Genomic DNA, 12,822 nt, shown 5'->3' on the forward strand with positions numbered 1-12,822 from the left:
TGCTGCGGCTTTTCCAAACCTATTTGTGTCAGGACTGTATTTCCAATTCCCGCAATGCCGCTTTTTCAATTCCGCGCTTCAAAAAAAGAAGGGCCGCAGAGCGACCCTTTAGGCGGGGAGAATGAAGCGGGTTCAGGCAAGCCCGCCAATATGAAATGTCTTGGTCTCCAGATATTCTTCGATACCGATCTGTGCACCCTCGCGGCCGAGACCGGATTGCTTGACGCCGCCGAAAGGGGCGACCTCGGTGGAGATCAACCCGGTATTGAGACCGACCATGCCGAATTCCAGCGCTTCGCCCACACGCCAGGCGCGCTTGAGGTTCTCGGTGTAGAAATAGGCGGCAAGGCCGAAGGGTGTTCCATTGGCGATAGTGAGCGCCTCTTCTTCCGTCTCGAAACGGAAGAGCGGAGCGACCGGTCCGAAAGTCTCCTCGCTTGCCAGTTGCATCGCCGTCGTTGCGCCCGTCAGCACCACGGGCGCTGTATATTGCGGACCTTCCGGCAGATTGCGCGGCTTGGTGATGACCGTGGCACCCTTGGAAACGGCGTCATCGATATGGGCGCGGATTTTCGCGATCGCCGGTTGGTTGATCATCGGGCCAATGGAGACGCCCGCTTCCGTTCCGGGGCCAACGCGCATGGCGTCGACGCGATCCGCCAGTTTTTTGGCGAAGGCGTCATAAACGCTTGCCTGCACCAGAATCCGGTTAGCGCAGACGCAGGTCTGGCCACCATTGCGGAATTTCGAAACCAGCGCGCCTTCAATGGCAAGATCGAGATCGGCATCGTCGAACACGATGAAGGGCGCATTGCCGCCCAGTTCCAGCGACAGGCGCTTGATGCTGTCCGCAGCGCCCCGCATTAGCAGCGAACCGACGCGGGTGGAGCCGGTGAAGGAAATCTTGCGAACCGTCTCATTGGCCATGATTTCATTGCCGATATCAGTCGGCATGCCGGTGACGATGTTGATGACGCCCGCGGGAATGCCTGCCCGTTCGGCGAGCACGCCAAGCGCCAAGGCCGAATAGGGCGTGAATTCCGAAGGCTTGATGACCACGGTGCAGCCGGTGGCGAGTGCCGGCGCGACCTTGCGGGTGATCATCGCATTCGGGAAATTCCATGGCGTGATGATGCCGCAGACGCCGACCGGTTCCTTCAGCACCACAATGCGCCTGTCCGGCGTCGGTGAAGGGATGGTACCGCCGCCGATACGACGGGCCTCTTCGGCAAACCATTTGACGAAGGATGCGCCATAGCGGATCTCACCTTTGGCCTCCTCAAGCGGCTTGCCCTGTTCGGTGGTCAGGATCAGGCCGAGATCGTCGATATTCTCGATCATCAGCGCGAACCATTTTTCCAGAAGCGCTGCGCGCTCCGCGTGGGTCTTTTTCTTCCACGGGCCGAAGGCGGCGTTGGCGGCTTCGATGGCCGCGCGGGTTTCTGCGCCGTCCATATCCGGCACGGTGCCGATGACCGCCTGCGTCGCCGGATCGATCACGTCGACCGCCTTGCCCGATGCCGCCGCCTTCCAGGCGCCGCCGATCAAGCCCGTCTGGCGAAAGAGTTCCTTGTCCTTCAAACCTTGCATCATCTGTCTCCGAAATCAGTCGAGTGCCGCAAGAACCGCGGCGGTGATGGCGTCTGTCTTGTCCTTGCCCGGCACAGTGCCGATACCCCGGCCGGTCGCCGTTTCCAGCGCCGTCATGATACGCACGGCCGCGTCTTTTTCACCGAGATGTTCGAGCATCATCGCGCCGGACCAGATGGCGGCGATGGGGTTGGCGATACCGAGATGGGCGATATCCGGGGCCGAACCGTGCACCGGCTCGAACATGGACGGCGCGCTGCGGTCAGGATTAATATTGGCGGAAGCGGCAAAGCCGAGGCCGCCCTGAATGGCCGCGCCGAGGTCAGTCAGAATATCGCCGAAGAGGTTGGAGGCGACGACGACATCGAGGCTTTCCGGGGCCATGACCATGCGGGCCGCCATGGCGTCGATGTGATAGCTGGAAACCTCGACATCCGGATATTCGGCAGCGAGCTTGTGGGTCACCTCGTCCCAGAACACCATCGAATATTTCTGGGCATTGGACTTGGTGATGGAGGCAAGCTTGCCGCGACGCTTCTGCGCCTGTTCGAAGCCGAAGCGCAGGATGCGCTCCACACCCTTGCGGGTGAAGATAGAGGTTTCGACGGCAACTTCGTCGTCGGTGCCCTGATGCACGCGGCCACCGGCGCCGGAATATTCGCCCTCCGTGTTTTCACGGATGCAGAGAATGTCGAAGCCATCGGCCTTCAAAGGCCCCTGCACGCCGGGCAGAAGCCGGTGCGGGCGGATATTGGCATATTGCACGAAGGCCTTGCGGATCGGCAGCAGCAGGCCGTGCAGCGACACGGAGTCAGGCACTTCCGCCGGCCAGCCGACTGCGCCGAGCAGAATGGCATCGAAGCCGCGCAGGGCTTCGATGCCGTCCTTGGGCATCATCGCGCCGGTTTCCTTGTAGAAGGCGCAGGACCAGGGGAATTCCGTTCCTTCAAGCGCAAAACCGGAGGTTTTGGCGGCGGCGTTGAGCACCTGCCATGCGGCGTGCGTTACGCTTTTGCCGATGCCGTCTCCGGGAATGAGTGCGATGCGATGCGTTTTCAAGACATTTCCCCTGTTACAGTCCGATGAGGACGCTTTTGCTCTTGCGGTTGGCGAGATAGGCCTCGCGTCCGAGATCCTTGCCGATGCCGGAGCGTTTGTAACCACCGGTCGGCAATATGTGGTCGCGCGAGCGGCCGTAACGGTTGACCCAGATCGTGCCCGCCTGGATGGCGCGGGACAGGCGCATGACGCGCGAGACGTCACGGCTGAAAAGACCCGCCGCCAGACCGTAGGTCGGATGGTCGGAAAGCGCCAGAGCCTCTTCTTCCGTACGGAAGGTCTGCAGCGTCAGCACCGGGCCGAAGATTTCCTCGGTGACAGCAGGGGAGGTCTGGTCGACATTGGCGATCAGCGTCGGCTGGTAGAAATAGCCGGGGCCATCCATCACTGCGCCGCCCGTCAGGCATTCGCCGCCATGGGCGACCGCCGCCTGCACGATGCCGTCGATGCGTTTGCGCTGCACCTCGGAGATAATAGGCGAATATTGCGTTGTCTCGTCCCAGGTAGGGCCGGGTCTCACGGCTTTCATGCGGGCGATGATCGCGGCCGAAAGGGCATCCGCTGCACTTTCCTCGACGATGATGCGCGAGCCGGCCACGCAGGCCTGTCCGGCATTGGAGAGAATATTGCCGGCGATGGCCGCCGCCGCCTTCTCGATATCCGCATCGGCAAACACAATTTGCGGGCTCTTGCCGCCGAGTTCCAGCGTCATGGGCTTGATGCCGGTCCGGGCGATATTGCCCATGATGGCGGCGCCAGCGGCCGTGGAGCCGGTAAAGCTGACCTTGGAGATATCAGGGTGTCCGGTGATGGCGTTGCCCGTCACGGGCCCGTCGCCCAGCACGATGTTGATGAGACCTGCCGGCAGCCCCGCCTTGATCGCCAGCTGCGCCATGAAGATGCTGGAGAAGGGCGTCATTTCAGATGGTTTCAGCACCACGGCATTGCCTGCCGCGAGCGCCGGGCCGAGCTTCCAGCCGGCCATGGAGACGGGGAAATTCCACGGCGTGATGGCGCCGACCACGCCATAGGGTTCGGTCATGATCATTCCGAGGCTTGCATCGTCTGTCGGCACCAGATCGCCGCCTTCCTTGTCCGCGAATTCGGCAAAGAAACGGATCTGTTCGGCGGTGACGGCGATATCGCCGGCGATCAGCTGGCCCACCGGCCGTGTCGAGGAGAGCGCCTCGATTTTCGCCAGCGTCTCGGCTTCCTGTTCGATCAGGTCGGCCCAGCGCTGCAAGACCTTTGTGCGCTCGCGCGGGCGCACGCCGCCCCAGTTGCTGCTCTTCAAGGCGGCCTTGGCAGTCTGCACCGCCTCATCGACCAGCGCCGCATCCGCCTTGGGACAACCGGCATATTCGATGCCGTCCGAAGGGCGGTGCATGTCGATGCCGTTTGCCGCTGGAACCAGCCGGTCGCCGATGAAGTGGCCGATCGGCAGGGTTAAGCTGTCTGGATCGAAGCTGAGCGTCATGTGGAATCCTCTTTGGATATGCCCCAACGCTAATCCCTGATGGCAAGCAGCATCGACCGACTGCGGCGCGGGCGGTGAATGAAAATCCTGTTTTGCCACCGGCAGACAGCGCAATCTTCGGCGGCTGGTATATGCCGCAGGTCAAACGCCGTAGCGGGCGCTTATACGGTCGAAAATCCCGGCCATCCGCTCGCCAAGGGGGCGGGGATCATCGCCCTCGTTTTCGACCGCTTCAAACACCCGGTGTTTCAGGAAGAAGCGCCATCCCACCGGCGATTTTTGCAGGAATTGCGTCAGAAGATCATAGCGTTCCCGGGTCCAGACCGCCTCGAAGGCGAGCCGCTCCGGTCCGTAGCTGATGATATCGTCCGTCTTCCGGCGCGGCGCGGCGCGCAGGGCAGCCGTCGCCTCTTCGTCGATATCATCACCGTTGAGCGCCACCCCATAGTTCCTTGCAGCATTTTCTGCTGAGACCGCACCACGCCGTACATCGCGCAGCACGGCCTGCGGCGGGCGGGTGAAGGGGTCGCCGTAACCGCCGGCTCCTGGTCCAACGACTCGAATGACATCGCCCGGACCGCAATGGACGATATCGGTATTGCCGAGTGAGATTTCGCCCTCGGTATCGGGATTGCGGAGGAAGCGGGAAATCAGCCCCGGGCCTGCGCCGTTGACACCCCAGCTCGCCATTACTGAACGGTTGCGGTTGCGGGCCGTGACCACCGTTTCCGGGGACGATATTTCAAACTCCATGACAGCCGAAAGCCCGCCGCGAAAACGGCCCGCCCCGCCAGTGTCGCGTTGCAGCCCATAACGGCGGAAAAGGATCGGTACTTCCGCTTCGCTGATTTCAATCGGCGTGTTGCGCAGAAAACCGGTGGCGCCGCCCGCGCCGTCGCTGCCGTCGCAGAAGGGCGTGCCGCCGCCGCCGCCACCAACCGGGCCTATGGAGGCCATGACCGGGCGGCCGTTCCTGTCGCTGGTCTTGATGTTCATGATGGCGTTTCCGCCGGGTGAGGCGGCGGGAATAAGCTCCGGCAGGGCCTTTGCAAAAGCGCCGATGGTGACAATCTGGGTCATGGCGCAGGTCAGCGAACGCATGCCGACGGCGGCCGGGCGCTGGCAATTAACGATCGTGCCTTCCGGCAGCACGGCCCGCGCCGGGCGCAGGGTGCCGGCATTCAGGAGCAGGCTGTTATCGAGCGTATAAAGCACATAGGTGAGGCCGACCATGACGAGTGAATGCCGCTCGCGGCCGCCGGTCGGCATGTTCAGCGACGAGCCGAGCTGCGGGTCGCTGCCGGTATAGTCGAGGACGGCTTCGCCGCCGCGGATTTTCAGCGTCAGCGCCACGCGGCATGGCCGGCCGCCGACGGAATCCTCATCGGCATAATCGGCAAAGAAATAGTCGCCATCGGGCACCCGGGTGAGGATTTGCCGGGTCTGCTCTTCCGCATAGTCGAAAATCTGGCGCACACCGTCCAGAAAATCGTCAAAGCCGAAACGGGCGACGATTTCCTGCATCTTGCGTTCGCCGATATTGACAGAGGCGATCTGGGCGTGGAGGTCGCCGATATTCTGTTCCGGCATGCGGACATTGGCCTTCATCATGTCGATGATGAAGTGATCGAGCCTGCCTTTGCGCACGAGCTTGACCGGCGGAATGCGCAGGCCTTCCTGCTCAATTTCGGAAAGCGAGCGGGACAATGAGGCGGGAACCGCGCCGCCGACATCGGTATTGTGGATGTGCCCGACCACGAAACAGGCAATTTTGCCCTCATGGAAGACCGGTTTCCAGATGTGGATATCCGGCGAGTGGGTGGCGACGAAACCGCTATAGGGGTCGTTGGTGATGCAGATATCGCCCTCTTCATATTCTTCGAACATGGAAAGCAGCGGCGCGTAGTCGATGCCGCTATACCAGGGCGCGCCGAATTGCCGGGGATTGGCAAAGGCCAGCCCTTCGCGCGTCACCACCTGACAGGAAAAATCCTCGGTTTCCTTGACGAAGGCGGAATGGGCGGTGCGCATCAGCGTAAAGGCCATGGCGTCGGCGGCGGCCGAGCAGAAATTGGCGAGCACCTTGAGATTGCGGCGATCGATGGTCATGGGTCAAAACTCCCGCTTGGTAATGACGAGATTGCCGAAACGGTCCACATGGACCGTAAAGCCGGGCGGCACCACGGTGGTGGTATCGTCCTGAAGGACGATGGCGGGGCCGTTGAAATCGTGACCGGCCGCCAGATCGTCACGGTGATAGATCGCCAAGTCGTGCTCCATGCCGCCAAACCAGCCTTTCTTGTGAAAGCGCGGTGCTGCGGGGCCTGCGGCCACGTCTGTCTCGCGAAGCGGCGGCTTCGGTGTTTTCCCGGAGACGACAAGCCTGAGATTGACCATCTGCACGGCCGCCCGCTCATCGGAATGACCGTAGAGGCGGGCATGTTCTTCGTGAAATGCCCTATTGATCGCGCTGGCGTCGCCGCTGCCCAGCCATTCCGGCTGGAGCGTGGTTTCGATTTCGTAGGATTGGCCGCGATAGCGCATGTCGGCGGAAAGCCGCATCTCGCAATCACCGTGAAAACCCTGTTCCTTCAGCCAGTTGCGGCCGGTTTCCTGCATTTCGGCGAGAAGGGGGGCGAGATCGGAGGCCTCCCTGTCGTTCACATCGCAATAGGTGGTGCGGATGAAATCATTCTTCAGATCGGCAATCAGGCCGCCGAGCGCGGAAACGACGCCCGGGGTGGGCGGCACCACCACACCCTTCATATCCAGTTCGCGGGCGAGGAAACAGGCGAGCATCGCGCCGGCGCCGCCGAAAGCGAAGAGGTGAAATTCGCGCGGGTCGATGGCGAAACGGGAGGTGAGGGCGTTCACCTCCGCATACATGCCGGAGACGGCGATATCGACGATGTTGCCGGCGAGCGCCTCGACGGAAAGGCCGAGTTTTTCGGCGAGCGGCGAGAGCGCGGCGCGCGATGCAGCGTGATCGACGGTCACCGCGCCATAACCGAGCGGCATATGGCCGATGAGATTGGCGGCTGCCATGGCATCCGTGATCGTCGGGCGGTCGCCGCCGCGTCCGTAACAGGCTGGCCCCGGCGTCGAACCGGCACTTTCCGGCCCTACCTGCAACAGGCCGAGGCTATCCACCCATGCGACCGAGCCACCGCCCTGGCCAACAGAGCTGACGGAAACGGAAGGGACGTGAATCTGGAAATCGCCGATCAGCTCGCCGACCCCATATTGGGCCTCGCCATTAAGGATAACGGCCACATCGGCGCTGGTGCCGCCAATGTCGAGGCTCATCACCCGGTCAAAGCCGCTGGCCTTTGCCAGATAACCCGCGCCGATGACGCCGGAGGCGGTGCCCGACAGGATCATCTGCACACATTCCCGCCGCGCCTGATCGATGCCCATGACGCCGCCATTGGTCTTGGTGATGAGCAGCGGGCAGGCAATGCCTTGCCCGCGCAGCACCGTTTCGAAACGGTCGAGGTAATGTGCGACACGCGGCTGGACATAACCGCTGATGACGGCGGTGACGGTGCGCTCATATTCGCGGATGATCGGCCATGTCTGGGCAGAGGAGACCACCGGCAATTGCGGAGCTATGCGTTCGATCATCGCCTTCACGGCCCGTTCGTTTTCGGGATTGCGGTAGGAATGCAGGAAGGCGAGCACAATTCCGTCGCAACCGGCTGCAAGGGCGCCGGCGACAGCCCGCGCCACATTCTCTTCGTTCGGAGCGAGCTTTACCTCGCCGGTCGCCAGCATGCGCTCGGCTATGCCGAAAACCCGTTCGCGCGGGATGAGCGGTTCCGGCCGCACGGAATAGAGATTGTGGATCTGCGGAATTTTCAGGCGTGCAACGCCCAGCACATCCTCGAAATTTTCGGTGGTGAACAGCGCGACATTCTGGCCGTTGCGCTGGATGACGGTGTTGACCCCGACGGTGGTGCCATGGGTGAAATAGGAAACGTCCTTCGCTTCGATGCCGTCGCGCTTTTTCAGCGTGTCCAGCGCGAGAAGGATTTCTTCTCCGGGCGCATCGGGGCGGGAAAACACCTTCAGGGTGGAAAGCGCGCCGGTCCCATCGTCGAACACGGCAAAATCCGTAAACGACCCGCCAACATCGACGCCAATGCGATATCCCATCTCTTTCGTCTCCTTTTCCAATGCGGACGATGCTGTCATCGGGACCGGAAAAGGGCCAAGCATTTATGGGGTAAGGGTCATAGCCCCGGGTTATGAGGATGGCCGGGGTGGCCCGTTGGGAGGGTTGCTCAACCCTCGCCGGGTTTCGGCACCGTCATGTAATATTCGGGATGCGGTGCGGCGCGATAACCGGCCTTTTCGTAAATGCCATGGGCGTCGCGGGTCGCCAGCATCCAGCTCGATACCGTCGAAAGCTCCGGGTGTTTGCGTATCTCGGTGGCGATCCAGGACGCAAGGCCGCGACCGCGATGATCTTCCACCGTGAAGACATCGCGCAGATAGCCGAAAACGGCGTAATCCGTCACCAGGCGGGCGAAGGCGGCCATGGAGCCGTCGGGGGCGTAAACGCCGACCGGCAACGAATGCGAAAGCGCCCGCTTCAGCCGGTCGGCGGTCATTCCCTGCGCCCAGTAGGAATCGCGCGCGAGAAAACCATGGACCAGATCGAAATCAACCCGTGCCGGATCGGTGCTCAGCACATAGCCGTCGCGGGTGATTTCGAAAATGGCCGGTTCCCAGTTCATCCGTTCACCGTAACATAGATCTTGCGCACGGTTTCAATGGTTTTCCACACGCCGACGAAACCGGGTTTCATGACGAAGCTGTCGCCGGCCGTGTAACGCTGCGGCTCGCCGCCTTCGGGCGTGATTTCGACAACGCCTTCAACAATGTGGCAAAACTCGAAGGTCTCGCCCTTGATCGAGCGGTTTTCACCGGGGGTCGCTTCAAAGATGCCGGTGCGGACGGTGCCGTCGCGGGCTTCGTCCAGCGCCCAGACCTTGATCGAAGGATCGCCGGAAAGAAGGCGGTCCGGCGCGACCTTGGAGGTTTTCGGTTCAAAGGCGGGATGGGTGTCGATGGTCTTGAGAAGTGGCATGGGTGTCCTTTCCTGGAACGGGATGATCAATATCCGCGATTGCGGTCGACGAGGCCGAGCGGCTCGAGGCCGGACTGGTATCGTTTGATGTTTTCGACAACGGTGCGTGCTGCCGAATGAGGCTGGGTGACGCTGGCAATGTGCGGCGTCAGGAGAATTTTCGGATGCGTCCAGAAGGGATGGTTTTCCGGAAGCGGTTCCGGATCGGTGACGTCGATCACAGCACCCGAAAGCCTGCCGCTGTCCAGCGCATCGATGAGGGCGTCGTGGTCGAGTTGTTTGCCACGCCCGGCGTGAACCAGCCCTGCATCCTCGGGAAGCATCCCCAGGCGTTCGCCATTCAGAAGTCCCGTCGTTTCGTCGGTCAGCGGCAGCAGGCAAACAAGAATATCGCTGGTCGAAAGGATCGTGGACAATCCGGCTTCGCCATGATGGCAGGTCACGCCTTCGATCTCGCGCGGTGAACGGCTCCAGCCGGAAAGCGGAAAGCCGAAAGGTTTCAGCCGTTCCAGCGCGGCAACGCCCAGCATGCCGAGGCCGAGAACGCCCACCCGGCAGTCTTCCGCCTGACGCTGTGGCAGGGCCTTCCAGAGTTGCTCGCGCTGCTGCTTCAAATAGACCGGCAGGTTGCGGTGAAGCGAAAGCACGCCGAGGCTCACATATTCCTGCATCATGCGGATGATGCCTTCATCCACCATGCGCACGACTTTTACATGCGCAGGGACGGTGTCGATGTGAAACTGATCGACGCCCGCACCGATGGAAAACAGGATTTCGAGATTGCGGTAGCGGCCGATATCCTCCGGCACGGTCCAGGTGATGAGGTACCGAACCGCATCCGGATCGACGCTTTCGGCATCCATCGAAAAAGGTAGTTCCGGCAGCTCGCGGGCCAGGGCCTGCCGGAAAATCTCGCCGCGCTTCGCGTCGGAATTGAAGAAGAAAGTCATCTGAAATCCGTGGTTCCGAAGGTTTAAACCGTGCAGCGGTTCGCCAGTGTTTCCAGCATTGACTGGCAGGCCGAAAGTTCGCCGGCCGTTATGAATTCGTCGGGCTTGTGGGCGCGGCCGATATCGCCCGGGCCGCAGATGATGGCGTCAATTCCGGCCGCCTGAAAAAGCCCGGCCTCCGTGCCATAGCTGACGGCGGCGATGCAGGGCGCGCCGGTCAATTCTTCCAGAAGCTTCACGAGCGCTGCATCGGCGGCAAGGGACAGCGCCGGATAATCGCTCATCGGCGTCCATTCTATGTCGATGCCCTCGGCGGCGAGCGCTTCGACGCCGTCGCGCACCGGCTGGAGCAGGGCGACCGGCGATACGCCAGCAATCGCCCGCGCCTCCAGTTCGATGGCGCAAAGATCGGGGATGATGTTGATCGCCTGTCCGCCTTTCACCGTGCCGATCTGCAGGGAGGAATAGGGCGGCTCGAATGTCGCTTCGAAGGGACCCTCGGTGAGAGCCTGTGCTGTCTCGACCACCTTTGCCATGATGCCGGTCATTAGATGAATGGCGTTCACGCCCTGATCCGGCCGCGAGGAATGTCCGGAGTGCCCGCGAATGGTGATGCGTGCGGCGGCCTTGCCCTTGTGGGCGCGCACGGCGCGCAGATTGCTCGGTTCGCCGATGATCGCGCCCGCCGGTTTTGCGCATAGTTCCGGCAATCGGGCAATGAGATGCGGAACGCCGCGGCAGCCCGCCTCCTCGTCATAGGAAAAAGCGATGTGAACGGGCCGCTTCAGCGCCATGCGTGAAAATACCGGTGCTGCGGCGAGAACCGTGGCCAGAAACCCTTTCATGTCGGTGGTTCCGCGTCCGTAGAGACGCTCGCCTTCGGTTCTCAGCGTAAAGGGATCGGAGGACCATTCCGGCTCACCGGCAGGCACCACATCCATATGGCCGGACAGGATGTATCCGCTGGCATCGGTCGGGCCGAAGCTGGCAAAGAGATTGGCGCGGTCGCCCTCCGGGCCGGCAAGCAGCGATACTTTCGCGCCGTGGCTTTCCAGATAATCGGCGATCCATCCGGCGATGTCGCCATTGGCGGTTCCGACCACCGACGGGAAGCCGACAAGACGCTCCAGAATGTCGATTGCGTTCATGGCTGTCTCCGTCGCTTCAACGCCGAAAAGCTTAGAGCGGCCTGCGGCGTTTATCTGCTGAAATACGGGTGATTTCAGTAGATTGTTGTGTCCTTCCAGCGCTTTCGGAAAATTCCTGCTGACGAGGCTGGTTATCTTCGGATGTCGTGAGCTGGGCTGCCGGGATCTAGGTTCCGCGCCGGAGGGAATGAGAGCCGTTTGTCATGGAGCTGCTCAAAGTCGATAGTTTCGAGTTGCGGACAGTGGATATCGCCGATGTGGAGGCCGATCATCTGCATGCTTTGTCCATGGCTGTCGGATGGCGATATCACGCGAACGAATGGTGTTTCCTGCGGCAGTGCGGCGTCGGCCTTGCCGCGCTTGACGAGATCGATCGTGTTGTCGCAACGGCAATGCTGTTTCCTTATGATGAGGGTTTCGCGACGGTCGGCATGGTCATCGTTTCTCCCCGTTTGCAGGGGCAGGGCGTTGCACCATGGCTGGTGGGCCAACTCATCGCGGGCTACCCTGAAGCCGCCCTGCGGTTGAACGCCACGGAAGCCTCGCGACGGCTTTTCGCACGGCTGGGTTTTTCCGGAGATGCGGAAAAAGTACATCTCCTGCGCGGCAAGGCACGTTGCCCTGCCGAGATGCCGACGCTTGGAAGAAAGCAGAGAATCGAGCCGCTGTCCTGGGATCATTTGTCCGCCGTGGTGGATCTGGATCGGGCGGCTTTCGGTGTTTCGCGCCGGGGCGTCCTGCAACGCCTTGTTCAGGAAAATACGGGTTACGGCCTGTTCGAGGCCGATCGTCTTGCCGCCTTTGCATTGCGGCGTGCGGCGGGGCGGGGCCATATTGTCGGCCCGGTCATCGCCGGTGACGAGGCGGATGCGATTGCGTTGGTGAGGCGACATTTTTCCGATCTCGACGATCAGCTTGTCCGTCTCGATACCGTGCGGGATAGCGGTCTTCTGACCGAGTTCCTGGCGCAATCCGGGCTGGTGGGGATCGAAACGCTCACCGCCATGTCGAAAGGCGCGCTGCAACCGGCGGGCTCTGATTCCGCAAAGATTTTCGCCCTGGCAAGCCCGTCTTTGTGCTGAGGTGCGGCACTATCGCAATTGACGCCCCGCCTCTTGCCCCTTATGTGAGAAAGCGACGGTTCCTGCAGCCGAAAGGCGAAGGGATTAATAGGGAACATGGTGCGGGTGATCTTTTTCGCCCAATGCCGTGGCTGCCCCCGCAACTGTAAGCGGATTGTCGTTCATCCCCGTGACGCTTGAAGGCGTCATGCCACTGTATTCTCCGGAATGCGGGAAGGCAGATGAGTGACGCAAATTCGTGAGCCAGGAGACCTGCCGTCAAAATATGAACCATCGTTACGGGCGGGGAAGCCCGGAGGAGGAGGGTGTAATGTTATTACGTTACATTTTGTTTGCATCCGATCATCGTTCTCCGTACAAGACGTCCCGCTGTTGGTGCGCGCTCTGACGCCTGCTGCTCTGGAATAAGTTTACTTTCGACTGG

Annotated in this window: 10 protein-coding genes and 1 riboswitch; of the genes, 1 reads left to right on the forward strand and 9 read right to left on the reverse strand. The window is 61.5% G+C overall.

Going from position 1 to position 12,822, the window contains the following annotated elements:
• Positions 1 to 132: 132 nt before the first annotated feature.
• The 9 genes from F3H58_RS07570 to argE all read right to left on the reverse strand — a co-directional run bounded on the left by F3H58_RS07570 (position 133) and on the right by argE (position 11,316).
• A complete protein-coding gene (locus F3H58_RS07570; protein WP_149741767.1) occupies positions 133 to 1,590 on the reverse strand; it encodes an NAD-dependent succinate-semialdehyde dehydrogenase in 1,458 nt (485 codons plus the stop codon).
• Between the two features lie 15 nt (positions 1,591 to 1,605).
• A complete protein-coding gene (locus F3H58_RS07575; RefSeq protein WP_149741768.1) occupies positions 1,606 to 2,649 on the reverse strand; it encodes a tartrate dehydrogenase in 1,044 nt (347 codons plus the stop codon).
• Between the two features lie 13 nt (positions 2,650 to 2,662).
• Positions 2,663 to 4,126, reverse strand: a complete 1,464-nt coding sequence (locus F3H58_RS07580) for an aldehyde dehydrogenase family protein (protein ID WP_149741769.1) — start codon at positions 4,124 to 4,126, stop codon at positions 2,663 to 2,665.
• Between the two features lie 141 nt (positions 4,127 to 4,267).
• A complete protein-coding gene (locus F3H58_RS07585) occupies positions 4,268 to 6,235 on the reverse strand; it encodes a hydantoinase B/oxoprolinase family protein (RefSeq protein WP_149741770.1) in 1,968 nt (655 codons plus the stop codon).
• A 3-nt stretch (positions 6,236 to 6,238) separates the two neighbouring features.
• On the reverse strand, positions 6,239 to 8,281 hold the full coding sequence (locus F3H58_RS07590) for a hydantoinase/oxoprolinase family protein (RefSeq protein ID WP_149741771.1): 2,043 nt from the start codon (positions 8,279 to 8,281) through the stop codon (positions 6,239 to 6,241).
• Between the two features lie 128 nt (positions 8,282 to 8,409).
• On the reverse strand, positions 8,410 to 8,865 hold the full coding sequence (locus F3H58_RS07595) for a GNAT family N-acetyltransferase (protein ID WP_149741772.1): 456 nt from the start codon (positions 8,863 to 8,865) through the stop codon (positions 8,410 to 8,412).
• Positions 8,862 to 9,218: a cupin domain-containing protein gene (locus F3H58_RS07600; RefSeq protein WP_149741773.1), complete on the reverse strand. Its 357-nt coding sequence runs from the start codon at positions 9,216 to 9,218 to the stop codon at positions 8,862 to 8,864. The genes F3H58_RS07595 and F3H58_RS07600 overlap by 4 nt, the downstream gene beginning before the upstream one ends.
• Positions 9,219 to 9,244: 26 nt before the next feature.
• Positions 9,245 to 10,168 carry a 2-hydroxyacid dehydrogenase gene (locus F3H58_RS07605; RefSeq protein ID WP_149741774.1) on the reverse strand — a complete coding sequence of 308 codons (924 nt, stop codon included), beginning with the start codon at positions 10,166 to 10,168 and terminating at the stop codon, positions 9,245 to 9,247.
• Between the two features lie 23 nt (positions 10,169 to 10,191).
• The gene (gene argE, locus F3H58_RS07610) at positions 10,192 to 11,316 is read right to left on the reverse strand and encodes an acetylornithine deacetylase (protein WP_149741775.1); all 1,125 of its coding nucleotides are present in this window, start codon (positions 11,314 to 11,316) and stop codon (positions 10,192 to 10,194) included.
• Positions 11,317 to 11,519: 203 nt separating this feature from the next.
• On the opposite strand from argE, the gene F3H58_RS07615 reads away from it, so the two are divergent.
• Positions 11,520 to 12,398, forward strand: a complete 879-nt coding sequence (locus F3H58_RS07615) for a GNAT family N-acetyltransferase (RefSeq protein WP_149741776.1) — start codon at positions 11,520 to 11,522, stop codon at positions 12,396 to 12,398.
• A gap of 39 nt (positions 12,399 to 12,437) precedes the next feature.
• Positions 12,438 to 12,672: riboswitch (cobalamin riboswitch) on the forward strand.
• Positions 12,673 to 12,822 lie beyond the last annotated feature (150 nt).

It is taken from the genome of Rhizobium sp. NFACC06-2 (assembly GCF_900101425.1).
Lineage (GTDB): Bacteria > Pseudomonadota > Alphaproteobacteria > Rhizobiales > Rhizobiaceae > Agrobacterium > Agrobacterium leguminum.

Excerpts from the sequence above, each read along its gene's own strand:
- F3H58_RS07590 (WP_149741771.1), bottom strand. The coding sequence starts at position 8,281 with ATGGGATATCGCATTGGCGTCGATGTTGGCGGGTCGTTTACGGATTTT.
- F3H58_RS07615 (WP_149741776.1), top strand. The coding sequence starts at position 11,520 with ATGGAGCTGCTCAAAGTCGATAGTTTCGAGTTGCGGACAGTGGATATC.
- F3H58_RS07600 (WP_149741773.1), bottom strand. The coding sequence starts at position 9,218 with ATGCCACTTCTCAAGACCATCGACACCCATCCCGCCTTTGAACCGAAA.
- F3H58_RS07570 (WP_149741767.1), bottom strand. The coding sequence starts at position 1,590 with ATGCAAGGTTTGAAGGACAAGGAACTCTTTCGCCAGACGGGCTTGATC.
- F3H58_RS07580 (WP_149741769.1), bottom strand. The coding sequence starts at position 4,126 with ATGACGCTCAGCTTCGATCCAGACAGCTTAACCCTGCCGATCGGCCAC.
- F3H58_RS07595 (WP_149741772.1), bottom strand. The coding sequence starts at position 8,865 with ATGAACTGGGAACCGGCCATTTTCGAAATCACCCGCGACGGCTATGTG.
- F3H58_RS07585 (WP_149741770.1), bottom strand. The coding sequence starts at position 6,235 with ATGACCATCGATCGCCGCAATCTCAAGGTGCTCGCCAATTTCTGCTCG.
- F3H58_RS07605 (WP_149741774.1), bottom strand. The coding sequence starts at position 10,168 with ATGACTTTCTTCTTCAATTCCGACGCGAAGCGCGGCGAGATTTTCCGG.
- argE (WP_149741775.1), bottom strand. The coding sequence starts at position 11,316 with ATGAACGCAATCGACATTCTGGAGCGTCTTGTCGGCTTCCCGTCGGTG.